Origin of the sequence: Lacticaseibacillus styriensis, assembly GCF_030770295.1 — a bacterium.
GTDB lineage: Bacteria > Bacillota > Bacilli > Lactobacillales > Lactobacillaceae > Lacticaseibacillus > Lacticaseibacillus casei.
In genome coordinates this window covers 2,114,105-2,131,883 of record NZ_CP132483.1, presented here as the reverse complement: position 1 = coordinate 2,131,883, position 17,779 = coordinate 2,114,105, and the positions used below count along the sequence as shown (strand labels likewise).

The window sequence follows — 17,779 nt, the reverse complement described above, 5'->3', positions numbered from 1 at the left end:
TCATCACAGATAATCGTCAAGGATCTTAAGATATCAGTGTCAAAGCGGAGCAATCGTAGGCCAGAGGGGGCTCAGCTGTGAAATTGTACTAGCCGGGTGCTCTTCCCGGCGTAGTACAAGGCCGAGCTTTGAGACTCAGCGGGCTTTGCTGAGGCTCAAAGTCGTGCCCACAGCGTTCCAGCCCCCTCTGGCCGGAGATTGCGGAGTTTGGCACGACAGGGAATACATTGCCTAAATCTTTCTTTGTTAACAGGACTATAACTTGCCCTTAGTTGTACTTAAAAAAACGCTTGACAATACCTCTTACCAAATAAACGCGTTTTAAGGAGGAATTTTATTCCATGCTCGAAACCAAGAAAACACTTGAAGCACAAGAAATTCAGCAAATTCTACCGCATCGCTATCCGATGCTCATGATCGACCGGGTACTGGATCTTAAACCAGGCGAATCAGTTGTGGCCCAAAAGAATGTTTCCATCAACGAACAGATTTTCCAAGGCCATTTTCCGGGCAATCCGATTTTCCCGGGCGTCTTACAAATTGAAGCCATGGCGCAGGCCGGGGCAATTGCCCTGTTGTCGATGCCAGACTTCAAAGGCAAAACCGCATATCTTGGCGGCATTAAAAAAGCCAAATTCCGCCACATGGTTCGTCCAGGCGACGTTTTGCGGATCGAAGTCACCTTGGAAAAACTGATTGACCACGCTGGCTTAGGTAAAGGCAAAGTATACGTCGGCGAAGACATGGCCTGCAGTGCCGAACTCGTTTTTGCCATTGGCTAACATCGCCGGATTCAGACTCGTGTAAGGAAGTGGAACTGTGTTCAAAAAAGTACTCGTTGCCAACCGTGGCGAGATTGCGGTCCGCATCATCCAAACCTTGCGGGAAATGGGCATCACCTCGGTGGCGGTATTTTCGAATGCCGATCGCCACAGCCTACATGTCTCGCTGGCAGATGAAGCGATTTGCATCGGCGGTCCGCGGGCAACCGACTCTTATCTGAATATGCGCAATGTCGTCAGCGCCGCCATTTTAAGCGGGGCTGAAGCTGTGCATCCGGGTTTCGGTTTCTTATCCGAAAATGCCGAGTTTGCCAAGTTGGTGACCGATGCCGGCCTGGCTTTTATCGGCCCTAAGCCAACCGCAATTGAGCAAATGGGTGATAAAGCGGTCGCCCGCCAGACCATGATTGATCTTGGTGTACCAGTGATTCCCGGGAGTCGGCCGCTACAGGATGTCGATACGGCGTTGGCAGCGGCTCAGGCAATCGGTTATCCGCTGATGCTTAAAGCCAGTGCTGGCGGCGGCGGTAAAGGGATCCGTAAACTGACCGACGCCGATGCGCTGACTGCCGAATTTGCCGGTGCCCAAGCAGAAGCTCAGGCTGCGTTCGGCGATCCGACGATGTATCTGGAAAAGGTGATCGTGCCGGCGAAACACGTCGAAGTGCAGGTGCTGCGCGATCAGCAAGGCCATGTGAGCGTGTTCCCGGAACGTGATTGCAGCTTACAACGGCACAGTCAAAAAATGATCGAAGAAAGTCCGTGCCCGGTATTAAATTCAACCGAGCGGGCCAAGTTGTTGCATTTAGCAGAAACTATTGCCAATGGCGTTGATTATCTCAATGCCGGGACCATTGAATTCTTGATGGACAAGCAACATCATTTTTATTTCATGGAAATGAACACGCGGATTCAAGTCGAACATCCGATTACCGAAATGGTGACCGGTGTCGATTTGGTTCGCGCGCAGTTGCAGATTGCTGCTGGCGAAGACGTTGAGTTGACGACACCGGAGCCATCTGGTGTTGCGATTGAATGCCGCCTTAACGCCGAAGATCCCGACCATCAATTCATGCCCGATGTCGGCACCCTGAATCAGTTGCGGTTCCCGACCGGCGGCTTAGGTTTGCGGGTTGACACCGGCGTTGCGCCTGGCGATAAAATCAGCCCTTACTATGATGCGATGATTGCTAAGATCATCGTCCATGGGCAAACCCGCCAAGAAGCATTGGCAAAAATGCACCGCGCCTTGACCGAATTGGATGTTCAAGGCGTTAAAACCAACCGCGACTTTGCGCTGGCACTTTTCCAGGCACCCGTTGTATTGGCCGGTAAAGCCGATACCGCTTATCTTAACCGCGACTTTTTGCCGCAATGGCAGGATGAAAGGAAGGATGCTGCATGTTCCAACCACAACTAACCCAAGAAGCGCTTGCTCGTGAAGCGGCCTTGCCCGAAAACCTGTGGATTCAATGTCCATATTGTAAGCAAGGCAGCTATCGGGAAAGTTTAGGCGATGCTCAAGTCTGTCCGCATTGCCACTATGGCTTTCGCATCACGGCCAAGAAGCGGTTAGCGCTGGTGGCAACCGAGACAACTGAATGGGACGCTGATCTGGTCACAACCGATCCGCTTGACTTCCCCGGCTACGACAAGAAACTCGCAGCGGGACGGCAGGCGACCGGCTTAAAAGATAGCATTTGGACTGGCCAGGCTAACATTGGCGGCCAAGTCTGCGGTCTGGGTATTATGGATCCTAAGTTTATGATGGGGTCACTGGGAACCGTGACTGGCGAGCGCTTAACTCGTTTATTTGAAAAAGCCACAGAAGCCGGTTTGCCGGTTGTCTTGTATTGCGCAAGCGGTGGTGCCCGGATGCAGGAAGGCATTCATTCACTGATGCAGATGGCAAAGGTTAGTGCGGCCGTTAAAAACCACAGCAATGCTGGCTTGCTATACATCAGTGTTCTCACTGACCCAACCATGGGCGGCGTGACTGCCAGCTTTGCCATGCAAGGCGACATCACCTTGGCCGAACCCCACAGCTTGATCGGTTTCGCTGGCCGTCGCGTCATCGAACAAACCATCAACCAAAAACTTCCGCAAAACTTTCAACGCGCCGAAACATTGCTGCAAAGTGGTTTCATCGACGCCATCGTGCAGCGGGGTGAACAGGAAGCTTATGTTGGAGAATTGTTAGCGATGCATCAGTGAACGTGTTTATATCATCGAACATCCCGCACCACCTATTCCCACCCAAGCACCAATCGAATCAAGGAGGCCCTTTTCGCATGCCAAAAAAAGAAACTTCAGCCTACGCAACCGTTCAAGCGGCCCGGGCGCCACGCCCCTATCAAACCCGTGAGCTCATCAATGGTCTGGTCACCAATTTTCATGAATTCCACGGTGATCGGCAGAGCCATGATGACCCGGCAGTGATCGGCGGCATCGGCTGGCTGGATCAGCAAGCCGTGACCGTCATTGCGACCGACAAAGGCAATGACCTGACGGAACGGTTGCAGACCCATTTTGGCAGTCCTGAACCTTGGGGATACCGGAAAGCGTTGCGTCTCATGAAGCAAGCCGCTAAGTTTCACCGGCCAATTGTCACACTGATCAATACGCCGGGTGCTTACCCTGGCAAAGAAGCCGAAGCCAACGGGCAAGGAGCAGCGATTGCAGACTTGCTTGTGGCCTGTGCGGATTTGCCGACGCCGATTCTGGCTATTTTAGTCGGCGAAGGTGGTTCAGGTGGCGCACTTGCCTTGGCGTTTGGGGATGAAGTCTGGATGACCGATAAGAGTATGTATAGCATTTTGTCACCGGAAGGCTTTGCCGCGATTTTGTGGAAAGATGCCAGCCGCGCTAAAGAAGCAGCAGAAGTGATGCAGCTGACACCGCAGGATCTGTTGGCAAAAGGGGTCTGTGACCGGATCGTTCCCGATACCGGTGCGGATTTTCCGGCAGCGCTCAAAGCCGCAGTGAAGCCCAAACTGGCGGAGCTGACGGCCATGGATCCGCAAAGTCTGGTTGCCAAACGCCAGGCGCGGTTCCGGCAATTTTAATGAAAACGGCACCACACCGTCCATTTTTACGGCGGTGTTTTTTCTTTGGTTAAAAAGTTTTATAATTACTTTTGTAACTTTTCGAAACGGAGGCCATCATGCTCGAAAAAAAGTTCTACCATACCATGTTCAGTCAATCTTTTAATATTCCGGTCCGAGTTGAATATTGGGACCATACCGAAGAGACCTTTGGCACCGGCGAGCCAACGATTACGATTAAAATGAAAAAAGCCATTCCCGTCGGTCAGCTGATCAAGAATGCTTCGCTGGCTTTGGGTGAAGGCTATATGCGTGGTGACATTGAGGTGCTGGGTAGTAACCGACCGTTGCAGCGCTTGATTGCGTCGGCTTATGCCAATGCCGGCAGTTTTATGCGCAGCAGCAAACTCAGACACTTTCTGCCTAAACAAAGCCACACCGAGCGTAAGTCGAAGGAAGACATTCATTCGCATTACGATCTCGGCAATGACTTTTATAAGTTATGGCTGGATCCGACGCTGACGTATTCCTGCGCCTATTTTGAAAACTGGGATGACGATCTGGAAACCGCTCAGCTGAATAAAATCGATCATATTCTGCGTAAACTGAATCCGCAGCCCGGGCGTACCTTGCTGGATATCGGCTGTGGCTGGGGAACGTTGATGTTGCGGGCGGCTAAGATTTACCACCTGCATGTTGTCGGCATTACCCTGAGCAAGGAACAATTCAAGCTGGTTTCCGATCGCATTGAAGCCGAGCATCTGACCGATGTAGCTGAAGTGCTGTACATGGACTATCGCGAACTCGATCGCGAGCCGTTTGATTACATTACGTCTGTCGGCATGTTCGAACACGTCGGCAAGGAAAATCTGGAAGGCTACTTCAAAGATGTTGCTAAACTACTTAAAAATGATGGTGTTGCCTTGATCCACGGCATCACGCGGCAACAAGGCGGCGCATCAAATGCCTGGATTGATAAGTACATCTTCCCGGACGGCTATATTCCGGGGATGACGGAAAATCTGGGCCATATTATCGATGCGGGGATGCAGCTGGATGATCTGGAACCATTACGACGTCATTATCAGCGTACGCTTGAAATCTGGGACACGAATTTCAACAATCACCGGAATCCGATTCAGCAAAAGTTCGGTTACGAGTTCACCCGGATGTGGGATGTCTACCTGCAGGCCGCAGCTGCCAGTTTTGAGGCCGGCAATATCGATGTCATGCAGTATTTGATCAGTAAAGGCCCGTCAGGCAAGGACCTGCCGGCGACCCGTGACTATATGTACGATTAATGAGTCAGTTGTAGCGACCTTTTTGGCCGGACATGGGCGATCTGAAAGCTGGAATGATGCTTAACACAAAGAACAACTTAGCGTCACAAAATGTTCAAACATGGTCGGTAGTATTAACAGCATAGAAGTGAGCCACCCACTCATTCCTAAACCCCAACCAACTTTTTCATTTCTACTCCTCCAAAGTGAAGTCGCCGATCGGACTCCATCCGGTCGGCCAAGCCCGAATCCCGTAGCAGGCAGCTGCGGGATTTTTACTTGTAAGTCGTTGTGTTATATTGCGAATGATCCTCAAAAAAGGTAGGCACAAAGTTCCGTGTCGTGCCAAACTCCGCAATCTCCGGCCAGCTGGGGCTGGAACGTTGTGACGGCGCTTTGAGCCAGAAAACCGCTGTCTCAAAGTCGCCTAACAACATCAGCGACAAAGCCCGTCGCTGTGTTGTTTCCACAACTGAGCCCCATCTGGCCTACGATTGCTCCGCCTTGGCACTAAGATCTCAGAAATTTCGACGAATTCCTTTTTTGCTACCGAGAACCCTTTTTTCGCGGGCATTGTCAAGCAGTCACATCTTTGCCGCTAGATCCCAGCACATCAAGCATGAAAGAAAAACTAAAGTTATTTTGTTCACGCTTTCATTGACATTGCCATTAACTCAGATAAGATAAGGGTATTATTTCAAACACAAGGTGGTAAGTACATGACCGATTCAATTGAGCATATGGCAAAGCGTTATCAGCCGTATTCAGCTTGGACACCGGAATACGTGGCTAGCTTGAAAGCTCAAGTCGCCGCAAGTAAGTGGCGGACCAAAACCCATATTCAGCCAGACACCGGCTTAATCAACGATCCGTGTAGTCTGAACTTTTTCAATGGTAAGTGGCATCTTTACTACCAGCAGTTTCCATTTGGCCCGGTGCATGGGCTGAAGTCGTGGGCGCACGTGGTCTCAAAAGACTTATTTAATTGGCGCCGCGTTCCGGGAGATCTTTTACCAGAGGACGAGCATGATGCACAAGGGGCCTATACTGGCTCTGCGCTGGTGACGCATGGCACGCTGCGGATCATGTACACAGGCAATGTCCGTGATGAACAGTGGCATCGGCATGCGACTCAGCTAGGTGCGGTGTTGGGGATTGATGGCCGGCTGTTTAAAGATCCCAAGCCGCTGATCGCCGCGCCGCCTGCCGGGTACACCCAGGAATTTCGCGACCCGTTTCTTTTTAAATATCAGGACAAAACCTATGTCTTGGTGGGCGGTCAGCGGACTGATCACACCGGCGCCATTTTGTTATATGAAAAACAGCCGGACAAGACTTGGCGTTTCGTGGCGCCGCTAGGGATCCCGGACGAGTTTTGCGGTTACATGGTTGAGTGCCCTAACATCGCTTTCATTAACGGTAAGGTCGTGTTGGTTTATTGTCCGCAAGGGTTGGATCAGGACTTTTTCGAATATGAAAATGTTTTTCCTAACATTGCGCTTGTGGCCGATAGTTTTGACCCGGAAACCGGCACGCTGACGCATCAGCGATTGCAGAATATTGACAAGGGATTCGATTTTTACGCAACGCGGCTGGCAAATACGGAAAAAGATGGCACACTCGCGATTTCATGGTTAGGTTTGCCGGACACGAGTTATCCGACTGATGACGATGGTTGGGAAGGTGTCTTGAGTTACGTGCGGAAGCTGGATCTCCGCGATGGGCATGTTTGTCTGGTGCCGCATCCAAACGTCGAGACATTGCGTGAGACTGCGGATGATAGCTTGCCGACCGTGACACAGGCGACCGACAACTGGTCAGTGGCAGACTTAACCGGTGCCTTCGAGCTCACGATGACGCTGGCGGCCGGGCAGAAGACAACGCTGCATATTCCTGACGGCGATCATGATCAGTTGCTGATTAACCTTGATTCCGATAGCGGTCAAGGCATGGTGCAGCGCGAGAACCGCAATAATGGTGGCAGTCTGCGGCAATTTGGCTTTCCAGCAGGTAAGACCGTGACGATTCGGTTGTTCATTGACGTTTCCGTTTTCGAGCTTTTCATTGACGACGGCTATCGCGTGGTTTCCGGCCGGTTTTTTGGCGATACCTGTCCCAGTGCCGTGCGCGTCACCCCGGCAGCTGTGGTCAGCGCGGTGCAGGCGTGGAATTTGCGGAAGGATAACGGCGGGTTGTGAGACCGGCGAATGCAGGATTAAAAGAAGTCATGTCCTTGCTCCAGTTATGTGGCCTTAATTGGTCATGTGGCTGGAGTTTTTGTTTGCCTCGGCGTGGTGTTTAGTGAGGACAGTCCTGCGCAAAGTACGCGGAAAATTTCCGGATAACAACTTGACATTCTCTGAAAGCGCTGTATACTCGTTTTATGAAATCGATTTCATGAAAAGGAGAGCAAGTCCATGGCGACGATTCGTGAAATTGCGACAGCGGCGGGGGTCGGCGTGACAACCGTGTCGCGATATTTAAATCATCATCCGTATATTTCCGCGGACAAGAAGGCGCGGATTGAAGCAGCGATTCAAACGCTAGGCTATACACCGAGTGCTGCAGCGACCTCGTTGAGGGCCCAGGCCACTGGCAATATCGGCGTTTTGGTCTCGCGGGTGACGAATCCGTTTTTCGCTGGGCTGTTCGATGCGATTGAGCGAGCGCTGCATGAGCAAGGGTATCAAGTGCTGATTTCGCAGACTTATGATGATCCGGATGCCGAGGAGCGGTTTTTGGATCAATTGAAAAGCCGGAAGCTGGATGGCATTATTTTGGCCTCGGTTGAAGCACCGGAGCGGGTTGCAGCCGTTGCCAAAGCTTTTCCCGGCCGTGTTGTGGTGGTGAATGCCGATGTGCAGATTCCACATGCGACTTCCTTGGTGCTGCCACATTATCAGGCAACGCGGGATGCACTCGACTACTTGTATGAAAAGGGCCATCGCCGGTTTGCTTATGTGACTGGCGGGGCCATTCAAAGTGCGCGGCACGGCCAGACGCGAACGCAGGCGTTCTTTGATTTTATGGCGGTACATAAGCTTGCAGTTGATCCGGCATTACTTTTCGATCAGGTGCATACCGCCGCAGAGGGCCAAGAGATTGGCAAGGAACTAGCCGCATTAGCACCAGTTAAGCGGCCTGACGCCATTTTTACCAACTCGGATGAAGTGGCAGTTGGCGTGCTGGACAGTTTACTGGCGGCTGATTTAAAGGTACCGGACGACATCGCGGTGATGGGCTATGATGACCAGCCATTTGCACCGTTCGCCCGTGTGCCGCTGACCACCGTCTATCAACCGGTGACCGAGATGGCGCAGGTTGCCACGGATATGTTGTTGCACGGACTTGGCCGCGGCGACCACAAAAAGGATCCGGCAACATTAGCGTTATCGTTAAAAATCAGGCAAAGCGCCTGAGTTTTATTTTTAGATAATATGGAATCGATACCACATTTTAATATCAATGCGTCAATTAGCAGGAGGAAACAGTCGTGACGAATCCAACCAGCCGCACCTGGTGGCAACAGGAGATCTTTTATCAAATTTATCCGGCGTCATTCAAAGACAGTAACGGCGATGGCATTGGCGACTTGCCCGGGATCATTGAAGAATTGCCGAAACTCAAGGAATTAGGCGTGACGGCGATTTGGTTGTCGCCAATTTATAAAAGTCCGATGGTGGACAACGGCTATGATATTTCGGATTATCAAGCCATCAATCCGCAGTTTGGCACCATGGCCGATTTTGACCGGCTCATGGCAACGGCCAAGACACTCGGCATTAAGATCGTGATGGATTTGGTTGTGAATCACACATCGGATCAGCACCCATGGTTCCAGGCGGCGTTGAAAGATCCAAACTCACCGTATCGGCAGTTTTATATTTTTCGCCAAGGCCACGACGGTCAGCCGCCGAATAATTGGCGCTCGAACTTCGGCGCCGGCTCGGCTTGGACCGCGGTGCCTGGTAAGCCGAACACATACTACCTGCACGTCTTTTCCCCGCAACAGCCAGATCTCAACTGGGAGAATCCCAAGCTGCGGCAAGCCATTTACCAGATGATCAATTGGTGGCTGGCAAAAGGCTTAGCCGGCTTCCGAATCGATGCCATCACGTTTATCAAAAAAGATCAGGACTTCGCGGCGTTGACCCCTGATGGCAGTGACGGTCTCGGCAAGGTGAAGCGTAAGGCAGAAAATCGCCCGGGTTTGGGTCGATTCCTCAAAGAATTAAATGCCGCGACTTTTGGCCCGGCCAATGCCGTTACCATCGGCGAGGCTTCCGGAGTGGCTTACGATCAGCTGGCTGATTTCATCGGTCCCAGCGGCTATTTTTCCATGATTTTTGATTTTCATTACGCCGATATCGATGTGGCTTCCGGTTCCGAATGGTTCAAGCAAACGGACTGGACGCCAAAAATGCTGGGTGATGCCATTACTAAAAGCCAGCTGGCGATTCAAAAGGTTGGCTGGGGCGCGAACTTTTTGGAAAATCACGACCAGCCGCGGAGCTTGAGCAAGTATATTAAGGATCCGGCTTATCGCAATGACATCGCGGCTAAAGCGTTGGCGTTGTTGTACTTCTGCTTGCGGGGATGTCCGTTCATTTATCAAGGGCAGGAATTAGGGATGGTCAATGCGACGCGAACCAGTATCGATCAGTTTGACGATCTGCCAACGCATGATAACTATCAGCGGGCGCTTGCAGAAGGCTATTCCCAAGCGGAGGCGCTGGCGTGTGTCAATCGGCGCTCGCGCGATAATGCGCGCACGCCGTATCCCTGGAACGATCAGGTTAATGGCGGCTTCAGCACCCATCAACCGTGGCTACCGATCGCCCAGCAGGCGCCTGGTGTGAACTGGCAGGATGAACACGCGGATCCGAACTCGGTCTGGCACTTTTACCAAAAGCTTTGCCGGTTGCGCAATGATTCGCCGTTGCAGGCGGATCTGATCGAAGGCGACTATGCCCCGATCAAGGTCGCAGACGACCATGTTATCGCTTATGCCCGCGGTCGGCATGTGCAGGTTTTTGTAAACTTAAGCGCACAAACAGCTAAGATCGACTTACAGGCCGGCCGGATCTGGCTTAATAACTACCCGGATACCGCACCAACGTTGCAACCTTACCAAGCGATTCTCATTGAGGTGAATTAAGATGGCAAAAAATTATGAACAAGAAGCAAAAGCAATTCTGAAGCTGGTTGGCGAGAACAACATTGATTCCGTGACCCACTGCCAAACCCGACTGCGCTTTGTGGTTAAGGATCGCAAGGCAATTGACGACAAGGCATTGGAAAAATTGCCGGAAGTCAAAGGGGTGTTTTATGGCTCTGGCCAGTATCAGGTCATTATCGGCACCGGCGTTGTCAACGATGTGTATGCGGCGATTGCCAAGCTAGGTACGGTGAATGCCATTTATGGCAAGGATGACGCCGATACGACTGCGGCAGCAACGGGTGAGCACAAAACGCTCGTGCAACGCTTGATGGCGATGTTGTCCGGTATTTTCATTCCGATTATTCCAGTCATTGCTGCAACGGGTCTATTTTTAGGACTGAAAAGTGCCGCCACGAACGCTCAAGTCTTGAAACTTTTCGGTGCGGTTCCCAGTGATATTCCCGCGAGTTTAACCTCGGTGATTTCCGTTTTGACCGACACGGTTTTCGCTTTCCTGCCGGCGCTGATCGTCTGGTCAACATTTCGGTATTTTAAAGGGACCCCGATTATCGGGATCGTCATCGGCTTGATGCTGGTGTCGCCGATTTTACCGAATGCCTATTCGGTGGCGGATGGCAGTGCCAAGGCGATTATGCTGTTTGGCTGGTTGCCGGTTGAAGGTAGTCAGGGATCGGTGTTAACCGCACTGGTGGCTGGCTTTATCGGGGCAAAATTGGAACTCTTTTTCCGGCGGCACATGCCCAATGTGTTGGAACAGATTCTGACGCCTTTTCTCACCATGTTGGTCACGTTCGCCATTATGATACTGGGTGTCGGCCCCATTGTCCATGCGATTGAAAGCGGGATGCTGGTCGGCGTTGAAGCGGTGATCCATCTGCCATTTGGGATTGGCGGCTTCCTGATTGGGGCGGCATATCCGCTGATGGTCCTGATTGGGATTCACCAGACCATGATTGCTATCGAGACGTCATTACTGGCTTCAACTGGCCTGAACCCGTTGATCACGCTGGAAGCCATGTATGGATTCGCGAACTTAGGCGTGGCGCTTGCTATTTTCCTGCGGGCTCGTTCCAATAAGGCAAAAGCCACGTCAATGGGCGCGTTCACGTCGCAGCTATTTCGGCGTTTCGGAACCGACGTTGTTCGGGGTGTTAATCCGCTACAACTTCCGGCCACTGATTGTCACGGTGCTGACGTCCGGGCTCGGGGCGGCCATTCTCAGCATGCTCAACGTCGCGGCCAACTCATACGGACTTGCGGTGGTGCCGTCTTACTTGATGTATATCTATAACGGTCACGCATTGTTATGGTACACGGTGGTGTCGCTGGGGACAGTGGTGGTTGCCTTCGTTGCCACCAACGCATTCGCAATCCCTAAAGAAGTTTTGAAGCCTGACGAAAATGTCGAGACGGCTAACGCCTTGATTTCTTCCACCGTCAGCGACGACAAAGTCTACGCACCGGTCAGCGGTGAAACCATGGCTTTGACCAAGGTCAGCGATCCGGTTTTCGCTTCCGGCATGATGGGTGACGGACTGGCGATCCAACCGGCAGAAAAAGGCGTCAACAATGTCTACGCTCCTCAAACCGGTACGTTATCTGTGGTTGCCGATACCGGCCATGCATATGGCATGACGACCGATGACGGGATGGAAATTCTGGTCCATCTAGGTATCGACACCGTTAACTTGAAAGGCGCGCCGTTCACCGTGGCGGTCAAAGCCGGCCAGCATGTCAACAAAGGCGATTTACTCGGCACCTTTGACCAGGCGGCAATCAAAAAAGCCGGCCTTGATCCAACCACCATCGTGCTGATCACGAACAGTAAATCCTACGCCCGTATCGAGCAGGTTGCCGATACAGCGGTTCAAGCCGGCGCGGATCTTCTCGCGGTACAGCGGGAAGATGTGAAGGTTGAATCGGTTTCGCCGGCTTCGTTGTAAGAAAAATTGCATTGAAATAAGCCTTAATGCTACCTTGGGTTTTGGATGCCTGATAAGGTAGGGTTAAGGCTTTTTATGATGTTTTTGATATTCTGAAAGGTCCAGTGCTATCCTTATAAAACCCAACACATCCCGCATTTTGTCCAATGGCGTAAGCAAACGCGTGTGATATAATCGACCAATATTTCAATCTGATATTCGGAGGAAGTTATGCGTAACATTGGTAAACTAGTTGCTTTGGACTGGAAACGGATTGTGAAAAGTCCGTTCGCTTTTCTACTGATCGCTGCACTGGTCATCATTCCCAGCCTTTATTGCTGGTTTAACGTTTGGGCGTTGTGGGATCCTTACAGCAATACCCAGGATCTGACGGTAGCGGTGTACTCGGCCGATCAGGCGGCGACTTTTCGCGATCAGAAAGTTGCGGTCGGGGACGAGCTGATGGATCAGCTGAAGCACAATAAACAGCTTGGCTGGCGGTTTGTGGATTCTAAGAAGGCTGTCCAAGAAGGCGTCAAAAGCGGCAAGTATTACGCCGGTGTCGTGGTGCCGAAGCATTTTTCCACTGATCTGCTGAGCTTTGTTAACGGGAAGATCCATAAGCCTAAGCTGGATTATTATGTAAACGAGAAAATCAATGCGATTGCCCCGAAAATTACCAGCACCGGCGCAAGCACGCTGCAAAACACCATCTCGGATGAATTCGTTGCAACCGTCGCCAAAACGCTGGTCAAGACGTTTAATAAAGCCGGCATCAAACTGGATCAAAACCTGCCGATGATTCGGCGATTCGCCAGTCTGGTCACGAATACCAATGATCAGTTGCCGACCATCGAAAAGTACTTAGCCGAAGTAGATGACTTGCAAGGAAAAATGCCGGCAATTCAGGCGAAGTTACAGACGGCAAATGAAATCGCCGGATATCTGCCGGAAGTTAATCAAATGGCGCAGAAGCTAACCGCTGCGAACGGCTACCTGCCGATGGTGCAAGATGCCGGTGAACTGGCAACTGCGGTGAAAGGCAAGTTGCCGGAAGTTCAGCAAGCCGGCGCCCAGCTGAACACGGTGGTCACCAATTTTGACCAACTGGAAAGCGGCGTCAGTCAAGCGGTGAAGGTAACCGATCAGGGCATCACGGTAATTAATCAGGTTGACGGCACCTTACCAGCGCTGACGGATTTCGGCCAAAAAGCGCAGGCGGCAGTGGGAAGCACGAAAGATGAGGTGCTGCCGAAAATCAGTACCGCTCTGGATGTCGTGCAAAATGCCACCGATGCCGGCTTGACGCTGATTGTGGCAGCCAACACCAGCCTGAGTGCGGATTTAACGACCTTACAGACTCAGCTTCAGCAACTTGACAATAGTCAGGATACGGCCGCCGTCAAGCAGGCCATGGTCGAGCGGCTGACGGCTCTTGCAAAGCGGCAAGGCAAGGTGGCAGACAATGCCACCAGTTTGGCCGAAATGCTTGAACGGGTGCAGGCCAGCCTTAACAAACTTACCAGTCAAGACGACCAGGTCTTGGCCGGTGCCATTGCTCAACTAAAAGAAGTCGCGGCAACGGCAACCGCGGTGAAGGATGGTGCCGAAGCGCTTGCCAAGGACGTGCCTAATCTGAGTACCAGTGAGATCCAGGCACGCTTGGGAGCGCTAGCCAAAACGGCTGACCAGTTTGCCGCCGCCGCCAATGCGCTCAAAGCACTTGATATCGGCACCAGTGTCAAACAAGTGTTAAACGACTTTAAAGCCGCACTTGAGGATGCCAGCACCACGCTAGCCACCATCAACAATCAGATCCTGCCAGAACTGCCATCGCTTCTCAACGGCACCAAGGATTTGCTCACGCAGGCGCATAGCTTTTTGGTCAAGGCTCAGCAACAATTACCGGCGCTGAAGCAGGAATTAACCGACGCCAATACGTTACTGAATGGCCACATGAACCTGATCACGAGTGGCGTGACGACCGTTGCTGATTTGTATCAAAATGATTTTCCTAGCCTTAAAGCCAAATTGACCAAGGCAACCGACTTTATTAACCAGGATCTGCCGGGCATTGAAAAGGATCTGACCAACACCTTGGCGCTGGCAAACGAAAAAATGCCGCAGCTGCAGAGTGGACTGGACGAGGCGCATACTTTCATCAAAAACGACTGGCCGACACTAAAAGATGCCATTCAAAAAGGCGCCGCCGCCATCAAAAAAGGTGAAAAGTCGGTTGACCTGTCGCAACTGATCAAGCTTTTGCGCCGGGATGCGACGAAAGAGGCCGGATTCCTAGCTAAACCGGTCGAACTCAAGCAACAAAGCTTCTACGCGATTCCGACGTATGGTTCGCAAAGTGCGCCGTTCTATCTGGCCTTGTGTATCTGGGTTGGAGCATTGTTACTCGGGGCGATTTTAATCACCGAATACCAGTTACCGCCAGAGCTCAGTGACGCCACGGTCAAACAAATGTACGTTGCGCGCTGGCTGACGTTTGTCGGGCTGGGGATGTTGCAAGGCCTCATTGCGGCACTGGGTAATCTTTTCCTGATTGGCACTTACGTCGTCGACAAGCCGCTTTACTTGCTATTTTCCATGATGCTAAGCGTGGTCTTCGTTTCGATTCTCTACATGTTGATCTCGCTATTCGGCAACATCGGAAAGGGCATCGGCATCATCATTCTGGTCCTTTCCATTTCCGGGGCCGGAGGGAACTTCCCAGTCGTGCTTTCTGGCAAATTCTTCCAGATGATCAACCCGTGGCTGCCATTCACTTACGCCGTCAACCTCTTACGGGAAACGGTGGGCGGCATCTACTGGCCGAATCTTTGGCTTGATCTCGCCGTTCTGGCCGCGTTCGGCGTTAGCTTCTTCTTATTGGGTCTCTTCTTGAAGGGACCGATTCACCCTTGGATTGAGAAAATGCACACTATTACTCGACGGTCGAAGATTATTGAATGATGTTGAGGCACTGGAGATAACTGCTGCAAGAAATTAGGTCGTTCGGTAACCGACAAAAGGCAACCTGACTGGCGATTTGCTGGTGAGGTTGTTTTTTACATAGATGCCGGTCATAGTTCTGTCAGGTTACGGTTAATTGCGTCAACGAAGGCCAATCGACATGGGTACAGCAGTCCAAAATTTTAGCGATTGAAGCAAAATAAAATGGTGAACTTCAGCTTGTACGCCGAGGTTCACCATTTGATGTGATTTCTATGCCGATTTTTCAGGTGATTTCTCTTTTCCACTCGTCACCGTCACGATGAAGGTGGATTCATCTTTTTGATAAAGCCGGTGGATGTTTTGCAGCAGGAGCATGATCCATGACATGGCCAGCGCGAAGGCGATCATCTCGAACGCGGTCAGCGACAGATAGTGCACGAATTGGAACAGGATGGCGGCTAAGACGATGATACCGCCGATGGTGTAGCTGGTGCTGAGAAATTCGCGCGAAACGCCCGGCAGCAGCCAGCGCACGGCGATGATCATGCCGATCAGGAAGTAGTTCAGGAACCACGCGCTTTGGGTGTGCAGAACATGCAGGATACCGCGATTATTCGGGAACAGCCCGACACCCAGCAAGGCGATGGCAGCGACAGTCAGTAAGATGCGGAGCGTGATTAGCCGCCAGTCGGTTTTGCGATGCGCCATGAGCGGAACGAATAAGTAGTCCACCAAGGCGATCCACAGCAAGGCCGACACCGCGATAGTCAGGTTAAACTGCCACGCGTTCAGGGCTTTACTGGTGCCTAAAAAGCTGACATTGTGCTGCCACCACTGGCGCGAACTGTTGGTCACAATCGCGCCCACCACGCCGCCGACAAACGTTGATAGAAACAGCGTGGTGATAAACGACGTCGAAATCGACAACGCCGAATAAATCATCAGGTAGTTCACAATACTGATAAAAATAAGGAACAGCCCAGTCGCCGTGTAAATATCAAAACTGACGCCTTCAAACATATAGCCAATCGCCCAGAAAAACACCGACGCCACGAATGCTAGAATAATCGCAAATGACAGCAGCAACGTCGGGAAAATCCGCCAATACCGCCGTCGATGATCACGCCCATGAATCTGCCGGTGATTGCGAATATATGTCACCGCAAACGTGCCCATGCCACTCAACTCGCCAAGGACAATCACCATCTGCGCAATCGAATTCTTGCCCGTCATCGGCACTTGCAAGATGTTAAAGTAGAAGAAATACGCCAGAAAAACGATCCCCGCCAGAACAGTAGGAATCAGAAAGAACCGCAGCGAAATCGTCTGCGTCCCCGTATCCGCCCGCTTCGGCCGAATCACCGCTTCCTTATCTTTTAACGTCACCTCGACTTGTTCGCCATCTTTAATATCCAAATCGTCCATGATAGCGTCAGGAATGACGACGTGATGTGTTTGTTTGGTCAATTTTTTCTGCTCCCCAAAGATTCTTAATGTTACTTCTATACAGAACCTAACTGTAGCACATCCAGCGCGAAGGGGAAAAGGCAACTTACCTGTCGTCGGCAAGTTGATCTGGACATTTTCGTTCACACAAGTTGTCAAGAACCGTTTCGTTAACCTCGCAATTTAATGGGATTCCGTTTAAAATCTAATTATGCCGGCACACAGGGGCAAAATGGAAAGTCAGCAGGCAACAGTGGCCAATTTTTCTGGCTGGAAAAATGTGTGCCCGATACTTTTGCAAAGGAGCTATGCTATGGCGCAAATTGATGCGATTAACCAGGTAATCAATCTCGTCAGCCTAGTCGTTTTGTTATTTGCTATCGTCAAGACATACCGGCAAGTCCGCTCACTAAACCTACTGGACTACATCATCATGTACTTAAAATACCGGCAAACCATCTACGAAGAAATGCAAAAAAATCTGCAAATCCGCCAAAAGCAGCTACTCTCCATCGCCATCACGCTGCTCATCGCCACCTTTTGGGTCATCAGCAGCCTCCAACACCTATTGGCACAATGGAACTTCAGCAACCTCTTAAACGCCCTCACAACTCTCGGATTGCTAGGCCTTTTCCTATTCCAAACCTGGCAGACCAAACACCTCAACGAAGACAACCGCTACCTAACCTTCGCCAACCACTACCAACACCGCCACTTCGACGACGTCCTCCACATCTTCCAGAAAAAGTTAGACGAATGGATCCCACAAGACGACGCCGACCAACGCGAACGGCACAGATTCCACGAACTCCTGGAACGCGTCAAGGCAGAAGCCGAACACAACCGCCGCGCTGCCATGTTCAGCGACGATCTATACGCGCTATTCGACGACAAGCTGCTCCTGCACGACGGTAGCGAACCGTTAACCTTCCGCGAAAAAGGGATTTTGAGCTACTATGTCGGGTACTGGGACGCTGGGCCGTATAATGATTACACCCTTGGCATGTTGGAAGACATGGATGAGCGCGAGCGACGGATTGCGTCGCGGGTGGTGAATGTTTCGATGGGGCTGATGGCTGCTGGGTTGATTTGGGTGGCGGTTAGGCAGGTTGTGGGGTGAAGAACAATATTTATCGATATGCCGATATCTCTCTACATTCGCATGCCATCCAGAGTG

12 protein-coding genes and 1 pseudogene are annotated in these 17,779 nt (G+C 51.5%); 11 read left to right on the top strand and 2 right to left on the bottom strand.

Features of this window, described 5'->3' with window-relative positions:
- The first annotated feature begins 341 nt into the window (after positions 1–341).
- From fabZ to LACSTY_RS10065, 5 genes are all read left to right on the top strand, one after another.
- Positions 342–782, top strand: coding sequence for a 3-hydroxyacyl-ACP dehydratase FabZ (fabZ, locus tag LACSTY_RS10085; RefSeq protein ID WP_010491726.1), 441 nt, complete (start codon positions 342–344; stop codon positions 780–782).
- A gap of 37 nt (positions 783–819) precedes the next feature.
- Entirely contained in the window at positions 820–2,202 is a 1,383-nt protein-coding gene (locus LACSTY_RS10080; RefSeq protein WP_087912545.1) for an acetyl-CoA carboxylase biotin carboxylase subunit, read from the top strand.
- Complete coding sequence (locus LACSTY_RS10075) at positions 2,184–2,996, top strand: acetyl-CoA carboxylase carboxyltransferase subunit beta (RefSeq protein WP_087912544.1); 813 nt, start codon at positions 2,184–2,186, stop codon at positions 2,994–2,996. Before LACSTY_RS10080 ends, LACSTY_RS10075 begins: the two co-directional genes overlap by 19 nt.
- Before the next feature lie 20 nt (positions 2,997–3,016).
- On the top strand, positions 3,017–3,847 hold the full coding sequence (gene accA, locus LACSTY_RS10070; RefSeq protein ID WP_257789393.1) for an acetyl-CoA carboxylase carboxyltransferase subunit alpha: 831 nt from the start codon (positions 3,017–3,019) through the stop codon (positions 3,845–3,847).
- A gap of 98 nt (positions 3,848–3,945) precedes the next feature.
- Positions 3,946–5,127: an SAM-dependent methyltransferase gene (locus LACSTY_RS10065; RefSeq protein ID WP_087912543.1), complete on the top strand. Its 1,182-nt coding sequence runs from the start codon at positions 3,946–3,948 to the stop codon at positions 5,125–5,127.
- 254 nt (positions 5,128–5,381) lie between these two features.
- On the opposite strand, the gene LACSTY_RS10060 is transcribed toward LACSTY_RS10065, so the two are convergent.
- A complete protein-coding gene (locus LACSTY_RS10060) occupies positions 5,382–5,576 on the bottom strand; it encodes a hypothetical protein (RefSeq protein ID WP_151466732.1) in 195 nt (64 codons plus the stop codon).
- 249 nt (positions 5,577–5,825) lie between these two features.
- On the opposite strand from LACSTY_RS10060, the gene LACSTY_RS10055 reads away from it, so the two are divergent.
- The 5 genes and pseudogenes from LACSTY_RS10055 to LACSTY_RS10035 all read left to right on the top strand — a co-directional run bounded on the left by LACSTY_RS10055 (position 5,826) and on the right by LACSTY_RS10035 (position 15,174).
- A complete protein-coding gene (locus LACSTY_RS10055) occupies positions 5,826–7,304 on the top strand; it encodes a sucrose-6-phosphate hydrolase (protein WP_087912542.1) in 1,479 nt (492 codons plus the stop codon).
- 219 nt (positions 7,305–7,523) lie between these two features.
- Positions 7,524–8,525: a LacI family DNA-binding transcriptional regulator gene (locus LACSTY_RS10050; RefSeq protein WP_087912541.1), complete on the top strand. Its 1,002-nt coding sequence runs from the start codon at positions 7,524–7,526 to the stop codon at positions 8,523–8,525.
- A gap of 74 nt (positions 8,526–8,599) precedes the next feature.
- Complete coding sequence (locus tag LACSTY_RS10045) at positions 8,600–10,264, top strand: glycoside hydrolase family 13 protein (protein ID WP_087912540.1); 1,665 nt, start codon at positions 8,600–8,602, stop codon at positions 10,262–10,264.
- Between the two features lies 1 nt (position 10,265).
- Positions 10,266–12,231, top strand: a pseudogene (locus LACSTY_RS10040) (PTS sucrose transporter subunit IIABC).
- A gap of 210 nt (positions 12,232–12,441) precedes the next feature.
- Entirely contained in the window at positions 12,442–15,174 is a 2,733-nt protein-coding gene (locus LACSTY_RS10035) for a YhgE/Pip domain-containing protein (protein WP_151466731.1), read from the top strand.
- A gap of 252 nt (positions 15,175–15,426) precedes the next feature.
- On the opposite strand, the gene LACSTY_RS10030 is transcribed toward LACSTY_RS10035, so the two are convergent.
- Complete coding sequence (locus LACSTY_RS10030) at positions 15,427–16,623, bottom strand: DUF998 domain-containing protein (RefSeq protein WP_087912538.1); 1,197 nt, start codon at positions 16,621–16,623, stop codon at positions 15,427–15,429.
- A gap of 292 nt (positions 16,624–16,915) precedes the next feature.
- Here LACSTY_RS10030 and LACSTY_RS10025 point away from each other — a divergent pair, with 292 nt between their 5' ends.
- The gene (locus LACSTY_RS10025) at positions 16,916–17,722 is read left to right on the top strand and encodes a hypothetical protein (protein WP_087912537.1); all 807 of its coding nucleotides are present in this window, start codon (positions 16,916–16,918) and stop codon (positions 17,720–17,722) included.
- Positions 17,723–17,779 lie beyond the last annotated feature (57 nt).